The 21,372-nt window shown below is 46.7% G+C and carries 20 protein-coding genes; 18 read left to right on the forward strand and 2 right to left on the reverse strand.

The window, feature by feature from the left end:
* From ABV409_RS07475 to ABV409_RS07485, 3 genes are all read left to right on the forward strand, one after another.
* The gene (locus tag ABV409_RS07475) at positions 1 to 1,011 is read left to right on the forward strand and encodes a 4-hydroxyproline epimerase (RefSeq protein ID WP_353876954.1); all 1,011 of its coding nucleotides are present in this window, start codon (positions 1 to 3) and stop codon (positions 1,009 to 1,011) included.
* Position 1,012: 1 nt separating this feature from the next.
* Positions 1,013 to 2,263, forward strand: a complete 1,251-nt coding sequence (locus tag ABV409_RS07480) for an NAD(P)/FAD-dependent oxidoreductase (protein ID WP_353876955.1) — start codon at positions 1,013 to 1,015, stop codon at positions 2,261 to 2,263.
* A gap of 79 nt (positions 2,264 to 2,342) precedes the next feature.
* Complete coding sequence (locus tag ABV409_RS07485) at positions 2,343 to 3,260, forward strand: hypothetical protein (protein WP_353876956.1); 918 nt, start codon at positions 2,343 to 2,345, stop codon at positions 3,258 to 3,260.
* Here ABV409_RS07485 and ABV409_RS07490 read toward each other — a convergent pair.
* Positions 3,257 to 3,925: an alpha/beta hydrolase gene (locus ABV409_RS07490; protein ID WP_353876957.1), complete on the reverse strand. Its 669-nt coding sequence runs from the start codon at positions 3,923 to 3,925 to the stop codon at positions 3,257 to 3,259. The genes ABV409_RS07485 and ABV409_RS07490 overlap by 4 nt on opposite strands.
* 60 nt (positions 3,926 to 3,985) lie before the next feature.
* On the opposite strand from ABV409_RS07490, the gene ABV409_RS07495 reads away from it, so the two are divergent.
* From ABV409_RS07495 to ABV409_RS07535, 9 genes are all read left to right on the forward strand, one after another.
* Positions 3,986 to 4,411 (forward strand): PaaI family thioesterase, encoded by a 426-nt coding sequence (locus ABV409_RS07495; RefSeq protein ID WP_353876958.1) that lies wholly within the window; start codon positions 3,986 to 3,988, stop codon positions 4,409 to 4,411.
* 10 nt (positions 4,412 to 4,421) lie between these two features.
* Positions 4,422 to 5,444, forward strand: coding sequence for a chorismate-binding protein (locus ABV409_RS07500; RefSeq protein ID WP_353876959.1), 1,023 nt, complete (start codon positions 4,422 to 4,424; stop codon positions 5,442 to 5,444).
* A gap of 47 nt (positions 5,445 to 5,491) precedes the next feature.
* Positions 5,492 to 7,228, forward strand: coding sequence for a 2-succinyl-5-enolpyruvyl-6-hydroxy-3-cyclohexene-1-carboxylic-acid synthase (menD, locus tag ABV409_RS07505; protein ID WP_353876960.1), 1,737 nt, complete (start codon positions 5,492 to 5,494; stop codon positions 7,226 to 7,228).
* A 31-nt stretch (positions 7,229 to 7,259) separates the two neighbouring features.
* On the forward strand, positions 7,260 to 7,601 hold the full coding sequence (locus ABV409_RS07510) for a DUF2853 family protein (RefSeq protein WP_353876961.1): 342 nt from the start codon (positions 7,260 to 7,262) through the stop codon (positions 7,599 to 7,601).
* A 66-nt stretch (positions 7,602 to 7,667) separates the two neighbouring features.
* Complete coding sequence (locus ABV409_RS07515; RefSeq protein ID WP_353876962.1) at positions 7,668 to 8,507, forward strand: CvfB family protein; 840 nt, start codon at positions 7,668 to 7,670, stop codon at positions 8,505 to 8,507.
* A 140-nt stretch (positions 8,508 to 8,647) separates the two neighbouring features.
* Positions 8,648 to 9,241 carry an SPOR domain-containing protein gene (locus ABV409_RS07520; protein WP_353876963.1) on the forward strand — a complete coding sequence of 198 codons (594 nt, stop codon included), beginning with the start codon at positions 8,648 to 8,650 and terminating at the stop codon, positions 9,239 to 9,241.
* A complete protein-coding gene (menA, locus tag ABV409_RS07525) occupies positions 9,242 to 10,150 on the forward strand; it encodes a 1,4-dihydroxy-2-naphthoate octaprenyltransferase (RefSeq protein ID WP_353876964.1) in 909 nt (302 codons plus the stop codon).
* A 35-nt stretch (positions 10,151 to 10,185) separates the two neighbouring features.
* Positions 10,186 to 10,941 (forward strand): LytR/AlgR family response regulator transcription factor, encoded by a 756-nt coding sequence (locus ABV409_RS07530; RefSeq protein WP_353876965.1) that lies wholly within the window; start codon positions 10,186 to 10,188, stop codon positions 10,939 to 10,941.
* A 590-nt stretch (positions 10,942 to 11,531) separates the two neighbouring features.
* Complete coding sequence (locus tag ABV409_RS07535) at positions 11,532 to 13,490, forward strand: sensor histidine kinase (RefSeq protein WP_353876966.1); 1,959 nt, start codon at positions 11,532 to 11,534, stop codon at positions 13,488 to 13,490.
* 1 nt (position 13,491) lies between these two features.
* On the opposite strand, the gene ABV409_RS07540 is transcribed toward ABV409_RS07535, so the two are convergent.
* Complete coding sequence (locus ABV409_RS07540) at positions 13,492 to 14,286, reverse strand: SDR family oxidoreductase (protein WP_353876967.1); 795 nt, start codon at positions 14,284 to 14,286, stop codon at positions 13,492 to 13,494.
* A 41-nt stretch (positions 14,287 to 14,327) separates the two neighbouring features.
* Here ABV409_RS07540 and ABV409_RS07545 point away from each other — a divergent pair, with 41 nt between their 5' ends.
* From ABV409_RS07545 to ABV409_RS07570, 6 genes are all read left to right on the forward strand, one after another.
* The gene (locus tag ABV409_RS07545) at positions 14,328 to 15,380 is read left to right on the forward strand and encodes an o-succinylbenzoate synthase (RefSeq protein ID WP_353876968.1); all 1,053 of its coding nucleotides are present in this window, start codon (positions 14,328 to 14,330) and stop codon (positions 15,378 to 15,380) included.
* Positions 15,371 to 16,309: a CPBP family intramembrane glutamic endopeptidase gene (locus ABV409_RS07550; protein ID WP_353876969.1), complete on the forward strand. Its 939-nt coding sequence runs from the start codon at positions 15,371 to 15,373 to the stop codon at positions 16,307 to 16,309. Before ABV409_RS07545 ends, ABV409_RS07550 begins: the two co-directional genes overlap by 10 nt.
* Positions 16,263 to 17,321: an AMP-binding protein gene (locus ABV409_RS07555; RefSeq protein ID WP_353876970.1), complete on the forward strand. Its 1,059-nt coding sequence runs from the start codon at positions 16,263 to 16,265 to the stop codon at positions 17,319 to 17,321. The genes ABV409_RS07550 and ABV409_RS07555 overlap by 47 nt, the downstream gene beginning before the upstream one ends.
* 38 nt (positions 17,322 to 17,359) lie before the next feature.
* The gene (locus ABV409_RS07560; protein ID WP_353876971.1) at positions 17,360 to 18,709 is read left to right on the forward strand and encodes a M24 family metallopeptidase; all 1,350 of its coding nucleotides are present in this window, start codon (positions 17,360 to 17,362) and stop codon (positions 18,707 to 18,709) included.
* A gap of 74 nt (positions 18,710 to 18,783) precedes the next feature.
* Complete coding sequence (locus ABV409_RS07565) at positions 18,784 to 20,643, forward strand: DUF2135 domain-containing protein (RefSeq protein WP_353876972.1); 1,860 nt, start codon at positions 18,784 to 18,786, stop codon at positions 20,641 to 20,643.
* Between the two features lie 352 nt (positions 20,644 to 20,995).
* The gene (locus tag ABV409_RS07570; protein WP_353876973.1) at positions 20,996 to 21,325 is read left to right on the forward strand and encodes a hypothetical protein; all 330 of its coding nucleotides are present in this window, start codon (positions 20,996 to 20,998) and stop codon (positions 21,323 to 21,325) included.
* Positions 21,326 to 21,372: the final 47 nt, after the last annotated feature.

Raw genomic sequence — 21,372 nt, forward strand, 5'->3', positions numbered from 1 at the left:
ATGGCTGCATCGGTTTTCGAATGTCTTGACGGACATACCTGTGGCAACCCCGTTAGGTTGGTGGCCAAAGGAGGGCCCGATTTGATCGGTAACGACATGAGTGAAAAGCGGCAGTATTTCATGCAGCACTATGACTGGATACGCAAGGGATTGATGTACGAGCCCCGCGGCCACGATATGATGAGCGGGAGTATCCTCTATCCGCCCCACGACAAAGAAAACGATGTCGCGGTCTTGTTTATCGAGACCAGTGGCTGCCTGCCCATGTGTGGTCATGGTACCATAGGTACGATAACCATGGCTATTGAAAATGATCTGATCACACCGAAGGTAAAGGGACAGGTACGGCTGGAAACCCCGGCAGGATTGGTGATCATCGCTTACCATCGCCCGGAACGCAAGGTCGAATGGGTACGGTTGACCAATGTCAAAAGCTACCTTGCCGCAGAGGCACTTGAAATCCACTCACCCCATTTAGGGCCTGTGACCTTTGATGTCGCCTATGGGGGTAATTTTTACGCTATTATCGATCCCCAGACCAACTTCGGGGGACTACAGCACCATACCGCTGCTGAATTGATACAATATTCCCAAAAACTGCGCGACCTCATCAATGAACGCTACCCTGATCGGTTCATACACCCAGAGAACGATACGATTAATGGCGTGTCCCATATGCTATGGACAGGAAGTGTTTTAGACGAGCGCTCATCGGGTAGGAATGCGGTTTTCTACGGTGACAAGGCTATTGATCGATCCCCTTGCGGCACGGGTACCTCGGCCCGAATGGCGCAATTGCATGCCAAGGGCTTGTTGCGGCCCAAAGAAGCGTATATTCACGAGAGTTACATCGGATCGACCTTTATAGGACGGGTTGAGGAAACGACTACCATCGGTACCCATCCGGCCATTATACCCAGCGTACAAGGATGGGCGAAGGCCTATGGACGGAACACCATAACGATCGATCCTGAGGACGACCCTTTTGCATACGGATTTCAAGTGATTTGATATGGGAAAACAACTGCTGATCATTGGAGGGGGTATCGTTGGGCTGTCGACGGCCTACTATGCCCATAAAGCAGGGCACGAGGTGACCTTGATCGAAAAATCGAATGGATCTCATGGCGCTTCCCATGTCAATGCAGGGTATTTGACACCCAGTCATATCATCCCTTTGGCCGCCCCGGGCATGATCAATCAAGGACTGCGCTATATGTTCGATTCTAGCAGCCCGTTTTATATGAAACCCCGATTGGATGCCGAATTCTTGAAGTGGGCCTGGTATTTTAAAAAGTCGGCCACCAAATCCAAAGTCGAAAAGGCCATTCCCGTGATAAAGGATATCAATATATTGAGTCGTGAATTGTTCATGGGTATCAAAGATTCCGGGGAATTAGGTGATTTTCATTTGGAGCGAAAAGGGTTGCTCATGTTGTACAAAACGGGGAAAGCTAGGGATCATGAGCTCGAAGTGGCCCGAAAAGCCCGGTTTTTGGGCCTGGAGGTCAATGAATTGGATGCTACGGCGCTTCGAGCTATGGAACCCGGAGTAGCCCAAGACGTGAAAGGCGCTATCCACTATGAATGCGATGGTCATATGAGTCCGAACCAGTTCATGGATAAAATGCGGACCTACCTCAATTCGGAAGGAATCGCCATGAACTATGATGAGGAAGTCATCGATTTGTTAAAAGACTCCAATCGCGTTGTCGAGGTGGCCACAACGAAGAATCGGTATCGGCCTGATGCCGTGGTCATGGCATCCGGGGTTTGGTCGACCAAGGTATTAAAGCAGTTGGGGGTACGATTGCCCCTTGAGGCCGGCAAAGGATATCGTATCAACGTAGAACGAGAGACCGATATCCGCATGCCCGCGATTCTTATGGAGGCCAAAATGGCGGTGACCCCAATGCAAGGATTCACCCGTTTTGCCGGAACTATGGAGTTTTCCGGAATCAACCACCACATTCGACAAGAACGCGTCGATGCCATTGCCCGAGGTGCGGAAAAGTACTACTGCAATTTGGAAATTTCGGAATCGGACAAAGCCAAGGCGGCCTGTGGCTTGCGTCCCGTATCCCCCGACGGACTACCTTACATTGGCAGGCCGGTACATTTTGAAAACCTCTTCATCGCTGCGGGCCATGCAATGATGGGTTGGAGTTTGGGACCAGCGACCGGCAAATTGATAGCGGAACTCCTTTCAGGAAAAGCCACAAGCATGGACCTAACCCCCTTTTCGCCAAATCGGCGCTTCTAAACCACGCTCCACATTAAATTTTCGTTGTTTGGCACTGCTTTTGCTTTTAATTTGAGAGTAGACCTGCTAATTTTGCATCATGGTAAAACACTACGTCGGCTTATTGGTTTGTTTCGCATCGGTTATGATGCAGGCCCAAGACCTCAAGTTGTTCAGCCTTCAGGATTTTGACTTGAACGGGGCGGTTAAGGAGTGTGAGGTGGTTACCGATTATGGACGCGAGATCTTTAGTTTCGATAGCATTGGCCGGTTGGAGAAGGTGGTGACCAAATACAATCAGGAAGATCAAGATATTACCAGCTATCGCTATAAGGATGCTTTTTTGACCGAGAAGCGTCTTGAAAGTTACAAAAACGGGGTTCTTGATCCATCCACCTCAATGGTCAACTTGTATGAAGTCGATTCCAGTGAAGTGATGACGGTACACGAACGTATTCTATCATTGGATAAGGAGTTTTATGAAGAACAGCGTTATTTCTATGACGATCAAGGAAGGCTTGCTCGGATCATTACCTCGCATGAAAACGCCGTTGATGAAATGGTTATAGCCTACGAGGCGTACAAAGGTGAAACAACGAAAACCTATGTGTTGAACGGAACCATTTTAAAATCGATCCGAAAATCGACACGATCTCGCGGCGGAAATACCTTTACGGTCACTTTGACCAAAGACTTTGTGGATGGTGAACCTTCATTGGCGGTAGAAGAGCGCTTTGATACGGAAGGGAAGTTGATCAGCAAGGAAACTTTTGGTTATGATCGAAAATCACAACAATTCGTTTCTCAAGAAATAGAACGGTATGCTTATGATACCGATGGTTTTCTTGCCGAGTCGGAAAACCAAGTGGGCAATGCCCGATCTTCAAAAGCCTTTATTTTTCAATTCGATGACCATAGTGAGAAGAATTGGGTAAAAAAAATCACTACCCCTGATAACACCTATATAACCCGAAGGATTACCTACTATCCTGAAGAGACTACCGCCGAGGAAGACTAAACGTCATTTCGATCCCGATCCGTTGTGACAAGCTGTTGGATCAATTCTATTTTAACCTCGTGACCGCCTTCAAATTCGATACGTTGGGCTGTCTCACCGAATAGTTCGGAAACCCGTGCTCCCTGTTCCGACAATCGGTCAGGGGTCAAATAGGGGTCTTGTGAGCCATAAATGACCTTCACTAGCGACTTCCCTCTTAAAAAGGCAAGGTCTTCGGCTTTAAGCTCCCTTGGGATACCACCGGCATACAAGACCAACTGCTTTACGGTCAACTGACGGTAGGCCAACCAACGCAAGGCTATGGAAACACCCTGCGAAAACCCGAAAACGACCAGTCTTGCATTGGCTGGCCATTGCTCGTTCTCGAAAACCGCATCGAGATAGCGATTGACATTGGTGATTTCTTGATCGGTATCCTCCTTAGTCAACCAACTGGCACCCACATAACGATAGGAGTCGTTCAAATAATATTTCGCCGGTGCCTGGGGTGCGACCACGTAATTGGTCTCAGGGTCAAGCGTTTTGAAGTACTTTAAAAAATACCGGCTCAAATAGCCGATGCCGTGGAAAACGACCCAAATGTGGGTGGTCTTCGCGCTCAACTGGTTTAAGGTTTCGTATGAATTGACTGTGGTGTAGCCAACGGTTTTCTTGAGATGATCCATATTCTAAATGTAGGGGCATTTTTTGTTTTCGGAATACGTAATTTTACAAAAAAGAAGCGCATGCAGGATCCTAAGGAAAAAATTTTAGCGGTTTGTAACGCCATTCGCAAAGGCACATTGATGGAAACCCTTGATATCGAATACGTAGATGTTGGGGAAAACTATCTGATTGCCCGTATGCCGGTTTCTCCCAAGGTGCACCAGCCTGACGGGGTACTCCATGGTGGAGCGACGGTCGCCCTTGCCGAAAGTGTCGGAAGTGCCGCATCTTATGTGTTTCTTGACGGCAATGCTTTCTTTGTTCGGGGTATCGAGATCGCGGCCAACCATGTTCGTTCCATTCGCGATGGTTTCGTTTACGCTCGGGCTTCCATCCTGCACAAGGGGAAGACCACCCAACTTTGGGAAATCAAGGTGACGAATGACGAGGGCGAGTTGATTTCAAACTGCAAACTGACGACGATTGCGCTCCCCAAGAAAAATTAAGTTTGAAGGCATGATCGCCAAGGCGATGGAGCAACTGCAGCTGCGGTTACCCTTTGTCTTGTACAGTAAACCTGCAACTGATGAGGTCAATGGGCTGTTGCAAGATGACGCGAGCTACCACAGGGAAGTGGATTCAAGGTTCGTGTTCGCTCCCTTTCACCAAAACGGGGACAAAATCCATTTCAGACCCGATGATTCATTGACCTCTTCCTTCCAAGGTTCGGCACTTCCGCTCGCACCTATGGATTTGAAAGGGGAAGAGGGTAAGGAGGCCTACCGAACGGTCGTTGCTGAGGCAATAGACCAAATCCGTTCAGAAGATTTGGAAAAGGTCGTGCTCTCCCGAAGAATCGATGGACGCGAAGGCCCTGATGTATTCACCTCGTTTAGGAAAGCCTTGGCCACCTATCCTGAGACTTTCGTTTATCTGGTATACCATCCTAAAATCGGATGTTGGCTTGGGGCAACTCCCGAACAATTCGTTCATATCGAAAAAGGGCAATTGCGAACGGTGGCCCTAGCAGGTACCTTAGCCTATAACGAAGGGGAATCCCCGAACTGGTCGCCCAAAGAAACCTATGAACAACAGGTGGTCACCGACTATATCGTAAACAGCCTTGACCAAGAGCTCGATACCATTTCGGTCGCTCCGGTTGCCTCGGTACGCGCTGGAAGTCTTTGGCATTTGAAGACGGTCATTAAGGCAAAACTCGAGCCACAAACCGATTTGGAGGCGTTGATCGATGCCCTACATCCGACACCGGCGGTCTGCGGGTTGCCAAAAGCCAATGCCTATCGCTTTATCGAAAGGCACGAAAACCACAAGCGGGAGTATTATACCGGCTACCTCGGTGAACTTCAGCCCACAGCCGACATCGAAGCCTCGCTTTATGTGAATCTACGCTGTATGAAGCACGATGGAAACACCTATTCGATATTCGTTGGAGGAGGGATCACCAACGAATCCGATCCTGACCGAGAATGGATCGAGACCCAAGAGAAAAGTAAGGTCATGCTACGGCTACTGAATTAGATCATTTCGATTGGTGGCCGGTCGCATTCGTCGTATTTTTGTAGCGTATGGAATACACGAGCATACCCGCGGCCCAGACCGTGGTTCATGTAACTGAAGCATTCGGCATCCGAAATGTGGTGATTTCGCCAGGTTCACGAAATGCCCCTTTGACCATCGGATTTTCAGAAAACCCGTTTTTCAATTGCTTTAGTATCGTCGACGAACGTTCCGCCGCATTTTTCGCTCTGGGAATGGCCCAACAAACCAAAAAGCCGGTTGCCCTGGTCTGCACGTCGGGAAGTGCACTTTTGAATTATTATTCCGCGATTTCGGAAGCCTTCTACAGTCGCATACCCTTGGTGGTGCTCTCGGCCGATAGACCCCCTTACAAAATCGATATCGGTGACGGACAGACCATCAGACAGCATAAGGTCTATGATAACCACATTGGGTTTTCGACCAGTTTGAAATTGGACATTTCCCACGCGTCTGCTACCGTAAACCGATTTGCTCCCGAATTGATGCAAGAAGGGCAGGCCACGATTCAGCACCATAACGAAGAGGTGTTGCAACGGGCCTATTCGATAGCAGTGGGTGATGCATTGCCCGTTCATGTCAATGTACCCCTTGAAGAGCCCCTTTACGACACGGTTTCGGAACCCACCATTTTCACCGGGACGCGCGCGTCACGCGAACCTTCACACGAAGCGATAAACTATGAAGCTTTTATTTCGCGATGGCGGAAGGCGAAACGCAAAATGGTCTTGGTAGGCACCCTGTCTCCGAACTCCATTTCCGAAAATCAGATCGAGGCTTTGGCCAGCGACCCCACGGTAATCGTTTTTACCGAGACGACTTCGAACTTGAACCACCCGAATTTTTTTCCAAGTATCGACAGCATCGTATTCCCAATTGAAAAACGCGAAGTCAAAGACCGGCAATTCACGGACCTGCAACCTGAGCTCCTCCTTACGATCGGGGGAATGATCGTCTCAAAAAAAATAAAGTCCTTTTTACGGAAGTATGCCCCGACAAGCCACTGGCATGTCGGTCATGGTAAGGCCTATGATACCTTTTTCGCATTGGAACAGCATATTCCAACGCTGCCCGACACCTTGCTTTCCAAGCTTTATGTGGAAAAAGATAGGATGCAAAGCGATTATTTCGAAACTTGGTTTCGAAGGAAACGGGATTATGAACGAAAGCGTGAAGACTATCTTGGGAAGATTCCATTTTGTGATTTTTCGGTCTTCCATACGATTTGTGAATCACTTCCCGAAGGGATCCAACTACAACTTTCGAACAGCTCAACGGTACGCTATGCGCAATTGTTCGATATCCATGCTTCGATTCGGGTATTTTGCAATCGGGGCACTAGTGGTATTGATGGAAGTTCATCAACAGCTGTTGGTGCGTCGGTTTATGCATCCCATCAGACCGTTTTGATTACCGGTGACCTAAGTTTTTTCTATGACAGCAATGCCTTTTGGAACGATTATGTAAAAGCCGATTTTAGAATCGTACTGATCAACAATTCCGGAGGGGGTATTTTCAGGATATTACCTGGGGCGGAACCTTCCGAGAACTTCGAGACCTTCTTTGAAACCAAGCATTCGCATACGGCACAGCACCTTTGTGCCCATTATGGAATCGAATATATGTCATGCGCCGATGCAGCAGGGCTCGACCAGTTGCTTCAATCGTTTTATGATGCTTCAGAGCGACCGAAACTGCTTGAAATACAGACCCCGAGAACGGTCAATGACCGCATTTTGCTTGAATATTTCGATTTCCTATCTTAGACCGGACATTAACGATAAAACACTAGCGATTATGAGCAAAAAAGACGAACTGGTGGCCAAATACGCGACCGATATCAAAGAGAAATTCGGGGAGACACCCGATATGGACCTATTGAACAAGGTGGCCATCGGGCTTGGCCCGGCCATTTACAATTTGGACGCCTCAAAAGTATCGGGTAGCGATGATAAGGAATTGGAGACGGTAAAGAACAATTTCTTGATGAAGAAACTCGGCCTTTCCGACGGACCTGAACTCATGGAGGCCATTAACAAGGTCATCGAAGCCTACGGACGTTCCGAAAAGAACAAACACCGCGCGGTCATTTACTATCAATTGGCCAGGCATTTCGGAAAAGAATCGGTATATAATTAACGGATACGAACAACGATGATAAAACCGCGGCACCAAGGCTGCGGTTTTTTTTGATAAGCACAGCTGATGATACGATTGGGAGATTATAATGAACTGACCGTACTACGGAGCACCAGTGTCGGTATATTTTTAGGGGATGGGGAGGAAACCGAGATTTTGCTGCCCAACAAATACGTGCCGCAAGAAGTGGCGAAGAACCAAGTCCTTCGCGTGTTCTGTTATCTCGATAGTGCCGAACGCCCAATAGCCACTACCTTGCAACCCAAGATCCTTCGAGATACCACCGCGGCCCTTAAGGTCGCTGCAGTAGGTGAATTCGGAGCATTTATGGATTGGGGGTTGGAAAAACATCTTTTAGTGCCTTTTCGCGAACAGCAAGAACGCATGAAGACCGGCGAAACCTATTTGGTACATTGTTATTTGGACAAGAAGAGCTTTCGTTTGGTAGGTTCTTCCCGACTCGATAGGTTCGCGGAACTCCCTAAAGATCGTTATGCGATCGGTGATGAGGTAGAGGCGGTGGCTTATCGCAAAACCCCTTTGGGTTGGGAAGTTTTGCTGGAGGGTAAATTCAAAGGATTGATCTTCCATACCGATGTGTTTAGGGAAATCGCATCGGGCGATGCATTCAAGGTATTCGTCAAAACCGTTCGTGAAGATGGCAAGGTCGACGTGGGTTTTCAACCTATAGGTGCCAAAATGCTTGAACCGACCGCCGCCATGATATTCGATCGATTACAACAGGAAAATGGATTTCTGCCCCTCCATGATAAATCGTCTCCCGAAGCGATTAAAAATGAGCTGCAGATCAGTAAAAAAGCGTTTAAGAAAGCCATCGGGGTGCTGTATAAACAACGTAAAATCGAAATCAAGGAAGACGGCATCGTTTTGGTTGCCACAAAATAGGCCCGGGCTTCGTTTTTTGGCAAAAGATCCCTATATTAATCCTAGTATTTTTTTCTTTTGCCAAAAGGAGTACATTTGTAAAATTTGAATTTTTTAAATTCCTGGTTTTTAAAGGTTTATAATTATTAAGTCCATTAGCAATGCCGTTTATTGAAGAGAATGACCTGTTGGATTTGCACAAGGATATCGAGAAATCGCAAATCATTAACGAAAGACTGTTAGATCAAATAAAATTCAAGAACAAGGACTTGAAAAAAATCAAGATCCAGCGCAATGTTTTCGTTGGGATAACCATGCTTTTTTTGGTCGGGTTCCTGGCCATCACTTCCTTTAGGGCCGGTCTCTATTCTTCGAACAGCAACCAAAACAATCTTTTGGTCTCCATCGACAGTTTGGACGCCATCAAGGCGCGGATCGATAAATTGAAAGAACAGAACCAAGAACTCAGCCTTGTCAAAGAATTCTATTTGGCTAAGGAGTTCTTGGAAAAAGAGAAGATATATTCGGTCCAGGTCAAATCTTTCGTCGAAAACAACGTGGCCCTGTCATCCGAAGCATTGACGAATACCATGTTCGTCAAAACCAATCCGTTCTATGCCTATTCCCTTGGTAATTTCGAAACCCTTGATGAAGCACAGACCTTCAGGAAAGAACTGGTTCGGATGGGCTTTCAAGATGCCTTTGTAGCCTCATACCAAGATGGGAAACGGGTCAAAATAGAACCTTCGAATTAATTGGAAACGGTAAAAGCCTGGATAAGTGCGGCCCGCTTGCGGACCCTGCCCTTATCGATCAGCGGTATTTTGGTTGGAACGGCCTTGGCGAATTCCAAAGGCTATTCCGACACCTGGATGCTCATCCTTTGTTTGGCGACCACCGTTTGTTATCAGATCACATCCAATTTCGCCAACGACTATGGTGACGGAATGCGCGGTACCGATGGTGCCGATCGCATCGGGCCGAAACGGGCCTTGCAAAGTGGTGCACTTAGTCCCGGTCAATTGAAATGGGGTGTTGGTATCGGGGCCTTGATCTCGTTCTTATTGAGTTTGGCGTTGATTTTTTATGCCTTTGGCACCTCGAATACGCTCTATGTCCTGCTGTTTTCAGTGTTAGGCTTGGCTAGTATTTGGGCGGCAATAAAATATACCATGGGAAAGAACCCCTATGGATACCTCGGTTTGGGTGATCTGTTTGTCTTTTTGTTCTTCGGTCTTCTTTCGGTGCTCGGTAGCCAGTTTCTTTTTACCAAGGCATTGCACGGACTTGATTTGATGCCAGCCATCGCGATAGGCTTTTTTTGTGTCGGAGTATTGAATTTGAATAACATGCGCGATCGTGAATCCGATATCCAACATGGAAAGAACACCATGGCCGTCAAGTTGGGCGGGTCCGGAGGCAAGCGATATCATGCGGTATTGATTTTGCTCGGGCTATTGCTTTCTATAGTACATGCCGGCTTTCTGGGAAGTTGGATCTTGGTCGTCTCTTTAAGCCTTCCCTGGCTTTTGATTTTCTTACACCTTATCCGGGTTTTGAAAGCTGAAAACCCCCAACAATTCGACCCAGAGCTTAAGAAATTGGCCTTATCGACCTTTTTGCTAAGTCTGTTGTTCATGACCGCGATTAATTATTTTTTGTAATTTTGAGTGTTACTATTTTCTAAACCAAGCTAATTTTGGAACACCCCATAAAAATTCTCATAGTCGAGGACAATGTAATTATTGCCGATGATATGCAATCGATGCTCGAAGAGATCGGTTATGAGATTGTCGATAATGTCATTGTGTATGAGCAGGCTGTTGAAGTATTGAAAAACAACCATGTCGACTTGGTCTTGATCGATATTATCCTGGCTTCCGATAAAACAGGGATCGATCTAGGCAAACACATCCGGGATGCGTATAACATCCCGTTCATCTTCGTCACTTCGAATTCGGATAAGGCGACCGTAGAGAATGCCAAAACGGTCAAACCCGATGGCTATCTGGTCAAACCTTTTGAACAGCAAGACCTTTACACGTCCATAGAGATCGCCCTTTCCAATTTCAATTACAACCAAAAAGCCAATTCGAAAGAGATTGCCGGTAATGAAGGTGATAGTTTTATGTCGAATTCGGTATTGAAGGATTCGATTTTCGTGAAGAAACAACACTTGTATTACCGCATCCAATTCGGGGATATCCAGTTCATCAAAGCCGATAACGTTTACCTTGAGGTGAATACCGTCGATAAGAAATTTTTGGTGCGCTCCCCCTTGAAGGATTATTTGGAAAAGTTGCCCAAGAACAAGTTCTACAGGGCGCACAAGTCATATATCGTCAATGTCGACCATATCGATGCGATCAATTCGAAAGATATCATGATCAACAATACCTTGATTCCGATATCGAAAGACTTCAAGGAGTTCATAATTTCTTCAATGAACTCGTAAGACCCCAGTCTATAAAGATTCAAAAGTGCCGAAAGGCACTTTTTTTTTGCCTTGCTTCAAATAAGCGGGCAATGACAACAGGATACGAGCGCTTGACAACAATATTTTCAGTGGCTGCCCATTTGTAAATACATTCGTAGTGTATCTGAGTGATACGATATTAAAAAGTAATTTTTTCATTTTCATATAGTGTTCTCGTAGAAGGGTCTTGTCAGTTGGCAGGACCTTTCGCTTTTAAAAAAGCTTCCGATGCCATTCCATGAAATACCAAAAAAATCGGTAAATGGCACATTCACCTTTCTGGAGGTGCATTTCACAACAAAAATTATCGCTTTCACAACATTCTAAAATAGACACCTTCCTTTCAAGGTATTTTTGAATTGTATTGATTTGCCCCGAATCTTACATACAGATAGTGTCAAAAAGACTATGCATCAATGCGGTGCATGGTCTTTTTTATTCGGGTTTTCGGTTTGGGTATACCAAACCCAAGCAAATGGCCCTTACACTAGCTGTTACCCCAGGTTGGCAACAAAAATTAATCCAACCGGATCCAATACGGTAATTTTAAACGACAAAAGATCGAATTGATGCGCAAAGGTTTGATGTACTTATTGATAATGACGTTCCTTTTTGGGGCGACCATAACCAATGGCCAAACCCAAGTGAATCAAGACGACCCCTTGGAACTCTTCAAAAATACAGAGGGGCATGCCCTGAAATTGCGTTTCTTCTTCGATGAACAAAACCGATACCGAAAAAATTCGGCCTACGACTGGCTCGAAGTGGTCAATGTCTATCTGAATACTTCTGAAAAAACGAATGATTCCGCAGCGATCAATGCCTATACCCTAATGAAGTCCCAACTGTTCAGTGATATCGGTGATTTCGACAAAAGCATCACCATCGCAAAGGGTTTGCTCGAAAACAGGGATACGCTAAAAGTGGCCAACCTTTCTCGATTGTTGGGGCTCTTGGATGAGAACTATGGCAAACTCGAGATGTACAATAAACAAATCGAAATCCGCGAGCGCATGAAGAATCTCGGGGTTAACGAATCGATTGCCTTTTACGATATCTATGCAAATATGGGACTGTATCGTAAAGCCATGGAAAAGTACATCCTCGCCGTCAAACCGACCATTGCCGACAACGACTTTTTGGAATTGGCCAAATACCACAACCAAACAGGCATCTACTTGAGGTTGGACAAATCGCCACCGACCGCGATCAATGAATTCAAAAAAGCCTTGGGTTTTTTGGAGGTGTACCGCAACGACATCGCCATCGAAAAGTCGGAAAACGACATATTTGAAAGTGAGAACTTGAAGGCCGAGATCGAAGGCAACATCGGAAAAAGCCAAGTACAGCTAAAAGAATACGTTGAAGCCATCCAAAATTTGGGGAACAGTTTGAAAATCCTTGAGGCGGCCGACGCCAACCAGTACAAAACGGAAATCGCCGACAATCGACTGGCCTTGGCCGAAGCACATTTGGCCTTGAACAACAACCGGACCGCGAAACGTTTGTTGGACATTGAATACGAATCGCTTGATGTCGTACTTCAAGTGAAACGCAATCGCTTGCTAGCAGGTTATTACAATAAATTCGAGGATTTCAAGAATGCCTCGATCTATTACCGACGTAATGAAAGGATCGGTGATTCACTCAAGGCAAGCGAACTCAATATCCTGAACCAACAATTGGTGGCGATCGTGGGTACTTCGGATTTGGAGAACTACCAACGATTGATCGACCAACAGAAATCGGATAATGAGAAAATCAGAAGCGAGATCCAAGAAAAGAACGAACGGATCAACTTGGTGTTCATTTCATTGATCTTCACTTTGCTCGGATTTGCCGGTTTGGTATATGCTTATCTGAAAAGTATTAAAAACCAACGTTTGATCGCCGAACAAAAGCACATCATCGAAGATTCATTAAAAGAAAAGGATTCTTTGCTGAAAGAAATCCACCATCGCGTGAAGAACAACCTCCAGATGGTGTCCAGTCTCCTCAGCCTACAGACCAGGAACACAAAGAGCAAGGCGGCCATCGAGGCGTTGGAAGAGGGAAAGAGTAGGGTAAAAGCCATGGCATTGATCCATCAAAAACTCTATCAAAACGAAGATCTTTCGGTCATCGAGATGCAGGGGTATATTGAAAGCTTGATCAACAGCGTACAGAGCGTTTACAAAAAAGGAGGTCACAACATCAATATTACCGTCGATGCTGAAGGCACCGAGCTTGATATCGATAGGGCCATCCCTTTCGGATTGATTTTGAACGAGCTGGTATCGAACACCTTTAAATACGCGTTTCCAGAGAGCGACGAAAACGGTAAGATTTACATCCATCTTCGAAAGAATGGCGAGCAGGGGTATTTCGAATATGCCGATAACGGTGTAGGCCTGCCCGATGACAGTGATGAGCGCAGCAATGCCTCTATGGGGCTCCGTTTGATCAACCGTTTGGTCAACCAACTCCAATCAAAACTGAACATCGACAAGAACAACGAAGGGGTTCGGTTTTGGTTTAATTTCAGCTAAGCTATCGCACCGTGCTTTTGAGTACCAATCGGTGCAGCTTTTTTGGAAAAAAGCGCTTCATGAAGATTCCCTTGACTTCCTTGCCTCCGATATAAACTTCGAATCGTGCCGATTCAATGGCCCGAATCATCTTTTTGCAGAAAACCGCAACGGGCAATCCATTTTGGGTAGCCCCGTCATCGGCTCCTTGTGGCGATCCGTCTTTGGTCAACGCATTTTTCGCGATTTCGGTCTGTACGAACCCTGGGCAGACCAAGGTCACATCGATTTGATCGGCATCATGTTCCAACCGAAGTGCATCAAAGAAACCATGTAAGGCATGTTTGGCACCGCAATATCCGGATCGGTAAGGGGATGAAAACCGGCCCATAAGGCTACTGACTACGACAAAGTGTCCCTGCTTTCTAGAAACGAAATAGGGGAGTACCGCTTTGGTCAGGGCAACCGTTCCGAAGTAATTCACTTCCATCATTTGACGGTAGACTTCAAAATCGGTTTCCACAATCAGCGAACGCTGGCTGATTCCGGCATTGTTTATCAAGATATCGATGCTTCCATAGGTGTCAATCGCTTGACGGACTTTGGCTTCCATAGTATCATAAGCAATGATATCGAGTGGCAATACGGCAACCTGATCTGGGTTTTGACAGGCTTTGCGCACTTTTTCAAGTTCCTCGGCCCGACGCGCCGATAGGATCAAACGACAGGATCGTTGCGAAAGTTGATAGGCCAATTCCTCACCGATACCCGATGAAGCTCCTGTAATCCAAATGACTTTATTTTCTAGAGTTCCCATAAGGGCTTTTGCTCCAAAATATACCTAAATTTGAACAAGAAATGAAAGCGGTCTGCAAAAAATACATCTTGCAGTTCAAGGTGCCCGGCGGAACTTCACGCGGCATATTGACCCAAAAAGAAACCTGGTTCATCATACTGAAGGATACGGAGGGATATGGTATCGGTGAATGTGGACTGTTAAGGGGGTTAAGTTTCGATGATGTGCCCGATTACGGGGACCGTGTACAATGGGCATGTGATCATATCGACCTCGGATTGGACAGCTTACTCGAAGAACTCAAATCCTTCCCTTCCATTCAATTCGGATTGGAACAGGCCTTTCGTTCTTTATCCTCCAAAGACCCTTATGAACTGTTTCCTTCCCCTTTTACCACCAAGGAGGCTGCTATTCCGATCAACGGGCTGATTTGGATGGGCGATCCCGAATATATGGTCCAGCAGGTTGAAACCAAGTTGAAGAGCGGTTTCACCTGCCTTAAAATGAAGATCGGTGCTTTGGATTTCGAAACCGAGCTAGGGATTTTGAAAAGCATTCGCCAGCGGTTTTCAAAAACCGATATTGAATTGCGGGTCGATGCCAATGGGGCCTTCGACCCCAAAGAAGCCCCGAAGCGATTGGAGCGATTGGCTGCCTTGGACATCCACTCCATTGAACAACCCATAAAAGCCGGAAACCCTAGTGCTATGGCCGAATTATGTCGTTTGACACCCTTACCCATCGCCCTTGATGAAGAATTGATCGGGGTGCTGGGTGTAACGGAACGCGAAGAATTGCTACAAACCATCCAACCCCAATACATTATTTTGAAACCGAGTTTCATTGGGGGGTTCTTAGGCACGCAGAATTGGATTTCCTTGGCCGAAGACCAAGGTATTGGTTGGTGGATCACCAGTGCGCTTGAAAGCAATATCGGCCTGAATGCCATTGCGCAGTTTACCTTCGGCCTAAACCCGAAGATACCGCAGGGCCTAGGTACCGGGGGACTGTTCACGAACAATTTCGAAGGTCCGCTACAGGTTGATCAAGGACAATTGCTATATAAAAATGGCCTATCTTGGCCGCCCAACGTAATAGAAGGTTTATGTACATAGAACAAGGATACAAAGGTCAGATCGGACTCTGGAAATACCTGATCATTCCAGGTGGGTTCATCGCCTTGATGGTGCTCAATTATATTGCTACGGTCAGCTCACCTATGAGTACGGAAGAAGCCTTGGATATCATGATCGAGCAATTGGGCACGAACGTGGTTTTGGTAACCCTACTGCTTCCCCTGGCCGTCGGACTGTTTGTCGTTTTAGGGTGGACGTGGCTAGTACACCGTCAATCGATCACTTCCCTGACTACGTCAAGAAAGAAAGTGGACTGGAAACGCATTCTCTTCTCGTTTGTACTATGGGGGGGGCTTACCGTCGCCTTGACCGGAATCGACATCTGGTTGTCACCAGACGACTACGTATGGAATTTCGATCTCAACAAGTTCATCATATTGGCCATCATCGCCATTGCGTTGGTACCGCTACAGACCAGCTTCGAGGAGTACTTGTTTCGAGGCTATATGATGCAAGGATTGGGAATTGCCGCCAAAAACCGGTGGGTGCCTTTGGTAGTCACCTCTACCTTGTTCGGATTGATGCATTTGGGCAATCCTGAAGTCGGCAAGTTGGGCTACGGCATCATGGTCTACTACATTGGAACCGGATTCTTTTTGGGGATCATGACCTTGATGGACGAGGGGCTTGAATTGGCCTTGGGGTATCATGCGGCCAACAATTTGATCACCGCCCTTTTGGTAACTGCCGACTGGACGGCCTTTCAAACCGACTCGTTTTATCGTGATGTTTCCGAACCGATTTTGGGATGGGACGCCCTCATTCCCGTTTTCGTAATTTTCCCGCTCCTATTGCTGATCATGTCACGAACATACAAATGGCGTGATTGGAACGAAAAGTTATTCGGAAAGGTCTTATCACGTGAAGAATTCATGGCTTTGGAAGATGGAGCTGCATCCGAAATTTAAGCTTAACGGTACATCCTACGACGCAACCGGATTGATCGGTCACGCCAAGACATTATGTCTTGCATCCGACTATAGAAAGGATATTGGACGTTTTTTGTTGGACTGGTTCGATCCCCATCCTGAACTCCTAGTGCAGACTTCCGGTTCAACAGGTACGCCAAAAACCATCCCACTTGAAAAGCGGAACATGGTCAATTCGGCCTTGGCCACTGGCGAACACTTCAAGCTGCCATCCGGCACAAGTGCGCTACTCTGCCTTTCTGCGAACCATATTGCAGGAAAGATGATGTTGGTGCGCGCCATGGTCTTGGGGTGGGAGCTGGATCATGTAACGGTCGGTTCGCAGCCACTTTCAGAAACTGGCAAACGTTATGGATTTTCGGCCATGGTGCCCCTACAAGCCTTTCATTCGATCGATCAGCTTAATCGACTGGATAAACTCATTATAGGTGGTGGCCGGGTTTCAGCTGAACTGGCCAATCGATTGGGTTCGGTCTCGACTGAGATCCATGAGACCTATGGGATGACAGAGACCATCACCCATATCGCTACCAAACCATTAGGGGCCCTTCAGTTTAAGACCTTGCCCCAAGTGACCGTTTCGAAAGACCAAAGGGGTTGTTTGGTCGTTGACGCCCCACATCTGGCCCATGATCCGATAGTAACCAACGATTTGGTAGCCCTTGAAGGGAACACTGGGTTTCAATGGCTGGGCCGTTACGACAACATCATCAACTCAGGTGGGGTCAAATTGATTCCTGAGCAAATCGAGCGCAAGCTTACCGGGCTAATTTCAAACCGATATTTTATCGCAGGGGTTCCTGATGCCGGTTTAGGGGAAAAAGTGGTACTCCTCGTTGAAGGCGAATGGGATGGACCCATAGCCGAGCAGCACTATGATCAAGCAGGGCTTTCAAAATATGAAATTCCCAAAGCGATCATCGTGTTGTATCGATTCGTTGAGACCGCCAGTGGAAAGATCGCGAGAAAGGCGACAATGGAGCGCTTGTAACTCCCATTTTTCGTACTTTGTCGCAAATACCCGATACGATGAAAACCCTCCTTTTAAGTTTGGCTACCGGCCTCTTTACGGCCACTCTGTTCGGCCAACAGATCCTTCCACAAAAAGAACGCGCCAAGGTCATTGATGGCATGTTGGCGGAACGCTTCGAGAACGTGCTACCCGAACTTATGGACCGCAGCGGCATCGATATGTGGGTGTTGATTTCAAGGGAGTACAATGAAGACCCCGTTTTGAAGACCATGTTGCCGGCTACCTGGTTGAACGCCCGTAGGCGGACCATCTTGGTGTTTTACCGTGATAAGCAAGCCGATCGATTGGAAAAGTTGGCGGTCGCACGCTACAATGTCGGGGCCAATATACAATCCGCATGGGACAAGGAAAAAGAACCCGATCAATGGAAACGACTGATGCAATTGATTTCGGAAAGGAATCCGAAAAAAATCGGGTTGAATTTTTCCAAGGACCATAACATTGCCGATGGTTTGGACAAGACCGACCATGATGAATTCATAAAACGCTTGCCCGAAACTTTCCGCAAACGGGTAGTTTCGGCCGAGCGATTGGCGGTGGGTTGGATCGAGACCCGAACCGAACGTGAAATGACGATTTATAACCAATTGGTCGACATCACCCATGATATCATCGCCGAAGCATTTTCCGAAAAGGTCATCACGCCAGGCGTGACGACTACCGATGAAGTCGTTTGGTGGATGCGTCAAAAAATTACGGATTTGGGTTTAAAAACCTGGTTTCATCCTACGGTGGATTTGCAGCGCAGCAGTGAGGGTACTGAGAATACATTGTATGCCTTTTCGGGGCGACCTGAAGAAATGGTGATCCAACCCGGGGATTTATTGCATTGCGATATCGGAATTACTTATTTGCGTTTGAACACCGATTGCCAAGAATTGGCCTATGTCTTACGACCCGAAGAAAAAGAAGCCCCAGGATATTTGGTAAAGGCCCTTGAAGCGGGTAATCGGGTGCAGGATATTTTGACCAAAAATATGATAGTGGGTCGCACTGGCAATGAAATTCTCGCCAATGCTTTGGCTGAGGGTAGGGCCGCAGGGTATCGACCAACCATTTATACCCATCCTTTAGGAACGTATGGCCATTCTGCCGGTACCACTATCGGGATGTGGGATGCCCAAGAAGGAGTGATGAAAGACGACGGTGAAAATTATCCCTTGAACCCGAACACCGTTTATGCGATAGAACTGAACACCAAAGTATACCTCGAAGCATGGAAAACGGACATCCGCGTCATGCTTGAAGAAGCCGGTTTTTATGGAGGGAATGGCTTCAGATACGTCAATGGAAGACAGACCGAACTGCTTTTGGTGCCTCGTGTTAAAAAACACTTAAATAATTGATTATAAACACTTTTCCGTCAAAAAGAGACACTTTTCTCCATTTTTTTTGTAATTTTTGTAGTAAAATTAGCGTAATGAAGAAATTGTTTTTGTGCTTGTTCTTAGCGACAAGTTTCTGTTTTGCCCAGAATACCTCAAAGACCATCCGTGGTATGGTCACCGACGGTCGTTCGACCATTGAGAATGTTGCGGTAGGTATCGAGGGGTCATCCAATAGCACCTACACCGATGCGTCGGGTAAATATGAATTGGCCGCGGAGGTCGGTGATATCCTGACGTTTAGCTACCAAGGTCTGAAAACCGTACGCATTAAAGTCGAAGACGTCACCCGTATCCTCAATCCGACAATGGTTCCCGATATCGAGCAATTGGAAGAAGTCACAGTGGTAGGAAGCAATCGGAAAAGTCAATCCGAATTGGCGGTCGAATATCAGCAAAACCCAAATATCATCAGAACGGCTTTTGGTTACTTGAATGCCGAAACGGCCCCGGGCAATATCAAGTTCATGCGTGAAGATGAGATCAATTCGGTTGCCATCTGTATTTTGGACTTGTTGCGAAACGAATTCGCCGGGGTGCGCGTACAAGGTTCCTGTTTAGGGGCCTTCGGTCCCGGAGCAGGTAGCAGCACCCAATTGACGAATATCACCGCCCAAAATTCGAACAACCCAGGTGTAGTCGGCCTTAGTGATCAAGGTACCGGTATCCAAAGTGCCCTGAATTCGGGCAAGGTCTTTATCCGAAGCGGGAATTCCCTGTTCAACCCAAGATCGGCCATTTTCGATGTCGACGGTCAAATTTTCAATGACGCTCCGATTTGGATCGATGTAAAGAACATCAAGCGCATCGCCATCTTAAACAATTTCGCGACGACAACGGCTTACGGAAGTGCCGGAGCCGGTGGGGTGATCGTGGTCAACACCATAGTGGCCAGTCCGCGTTCGAACAAAATCGTCGATCAAGCGAGATTGCGCAACAATTTCGTGGCCGGGAATATCAAGACCCAAGAAGAATTGCAACGCAATTGGCCAAGTTATTTACAAGACCTATACAACAGTGGGTCATTGGAGGAAGCTAAGCAGACCTATGCGAAAAATGCCAAGATTTACAGCAGCTCACCCTATTACTTTATGGATGCCCAGAAGTACTTCGTAGAAAAATGGAACGACAAGGGCTATGCCGATGATTTAATCGGCAGCAATTTCGCGCTGTTTGACAACAACCCGGTATTGCTTAAGGCATTGGCCTATCATTACGAGGAACAAGGCGAATTCGAGCAGGCCAATCATTTTTACAAGAAAGTATTGAAATTGCGACCTGATTATGCACAATCGTACGTCGATATGGCGAACAGTTATCGCGATTTGCGCGATGCGAAACAAGCCGCTTCGATTTACACACGATACAATTACTTGATCGAAGATGGGATGATGGAAATGGACTCGGTGGATTTCGCTACCATCTTTGAACGGGAGTACAACAACTTCCTTTTGTTAGACAAAAACGCAGTGGTTACCGGTGAAAAATCCAGCGAGCTTTATATCGCTGAAGAGGATTTCGAAGGAACCCGGCTTGTGTTTGAGTGGGATAATAGTGAGGCCGAATTCGAATTGCAGTTCGTAAATCCGCAGAATCAATACCATACCATCAAGCACAGTTTGGCCGACAATGAAGCCAAAGTGATGCGCGGTAAGGATTTCGGCTACAGCATTTCTGAGTATTTGGTCGATGGCTCACTGCCAGGAAAATGGACGGTCAACGCTCGGTATTTGGGTAATAAGAGTTTGACACCCTCGTATTTGAAAGCGACCGTGTACTATAATTACGGAACCTATGCGCAGCGCAAAGAAGTCAAGGTCTTCAAGTTGAGCTTGAAAGACATCCCGCAAGAACTCTTTACGATTGCCGTTGGTAGCAAGTTGGTTTCGCGCTGACCTTTGCCCGCCATATCGTATTGAAAACCCGTGTCACAGGATACGGGTTTTTTTGTACGCCCCTTTTTTCAAAGCCGAAGTTTTAGAAAAAGGCCGGAATTCCGTAATTTAAGGAGGGGTAAAAACCAAGTATGGGATAGCCCTATTCGAAAGGCAAGAAAAAAAATTAACATTCAGTCGGATTTTAACATTTTTGGCAGGATGTTTGTGGCTTATTCAATGTCGGTCAGCTAAGGACCGATACGGAAATCCAAGCACGTTTCCCCCACGTCAAAGGCTTCCGGACATATGGATAAGCAGTATCATTTTTGACTGCAACAGCAGTTGGAATGTAATGGCTAATAAAGTGCTCATGGGGAAGATCTTGGTTTTGGGTATCGCGATTTGGTTTGGGTTGGGCCATCAACCCCGACATAAAGCGTGCTGTGACCAGGAACGAAAGGTCCCTTCGGAATATCGACTGTTCAAGGGGTATGTAACACCTACCGAACCAATCCGGACCCGATTGTTGGTAGGACGTGAATTCGAAGAGCAGCAGGCAACCATGGGCTATAAGATCATTGATAACGACACCTTGTATATTGCCAAACTGGACCGTTTTCCTGCGGGCCTCCTCGATTTACATAAAACAAGGGTGCAACGCCGGATCTTTTACGAACGCCATATCGAGATTTATCCGTGAAAAACGACAAAAAGGGCCGTGGTTAACGACGACCCAAAACATATTGA

The sequence above is a fragment of the Flagellimonas algarum genome (assembly GCF_040513375.1).
Taxonomy (GTDB): Bacteria; Bacteroidota; Bacteroidia; order Flavobacteriales; family Flavobacteriaceae; genus Flagellimonas_B; species Flagellimonas_B algarum.

Excerpts from the sequence above, each read along its gene's own strand:
- ABV409_RS07475 (WP_353876954.1), top strand. The coding sequence starts at position 1 with ATGGCTGCATCGGTTTTCGAATGTCTTGACGGACATACCTGTGGCAAC.
- ABV409_RS07480 (WP_353876955.1), top strand. The coding sequence starts at position 1,013 with ATGGGAAAACAACTGCTGATCATTGGAGGGGGTATCGTTGGGCTGTCG.
- ABV409_RS07485 (WP_353876956.1), top strand. The coding sequence starts at position 2,343 with ATGGTAAAACACTACGTCGGCTTATTGGTTTGTTTCGCATCGGTTATG.
- ABV409_RS07490 (WP_353876957.1), bottom strand. The coding sequence starts at position 3,925 with ATGGATCATCTCAAGAAAACCGTTGGCTACACCACAGTCAATTCATAC.
- ABV409_RS07495 (WP_353876958.1), top strand. The coding sequence starts at position 3,986 with ATGCAGGATCCTAAGGAAAAAATTTTAGCGGTTTGTAACGCCATTCGC.
- ABV409_RS07500 (WP_353876959.1), top strand. The coding sequence starts at position 4,422 with ATGATCGCCAAGGCGATGGAGCAACTGCAGCTGCGGTTACCCTTTGTC.
- menD (WP_353876960.1), top strand. The coding sequence starts at position 5,492 with ATGGAATACACGAGCATACCCGCGGCCCAGACCGTGGTTCATGTAACT.
- ABV409_RS07510 (WP_353876961.1), top strand. The coding sequence starts at position 7,260 with ATGAGCAAAAAAGACGAACTGGTGGCCAAATACGCGACCGATATCAAA.
- ABV409_RS07515 (WP_353876962.1), top strand. The coding sequence starts at position 7,668 with ATGATACGATTGGGAGATTATAATGAACTGACCGTACTACGGAGCACC.
- ABV409_RS07520 (WP_353876963.1), top strand. The coding sequence starts at position 8,648 with ATGCCGTTTATTGAAGAGAATGACCTGTTGGATTTGCACAAGGATATC.
- ABV409_RS07535 (WP_353876966.1), top strand. The coding sequence starts at position 11,532 with ATGCGCAAAGGTTTGATGTACTTATTGATAATGACGTTCCTTTTTGGG.
- ABV409_RS07540 (WP_353876967.1), bottom strand. The coding sequence starts at position 14,286 with ATGGGAACTCTAGAAAATAAAGTCATTTGGATTACAGGAGCTTCATCG.
- ABV409_RS07545 (WP_353876968.1), top strand. The coding sequence starts at position 14,328 with ATGAAAGCGGTCTGCAAAAAATACATCTTGCAGTTCAAGGTGCCCGGC.
- ABV409_RS07550 (WP_353876969.1), top strand. The coding sequence starts at position 15,371 with ATGTACATAGAACAAGGATACAAAGGTCAGATCGGACTCTGGAAATAC.
- ABV409_RS07560 (WP_353876971.1), top strand. The coding sequence starts at position 17,360 with ATGAAAACCCTCCTTTTAAGTTTGGCTACCGGCCTCTTTACGGCCACT.
- ABV409_RS07565 (WP_353876972.1), top strand. The coding sequence starts at position 18,784 with ATGAAGAAATTGTTTTTGTGCTTGTTCTTAGCGACAAGTTTCTGTTTT.
- ABV409_RS07570 (WP_353876973.1), top strand. The coding sequence starts at position 20,996 with ATGGGGAAGATCTTGGTTTTGGGTATCGCGATTTGGTTTGGGTTGGGC.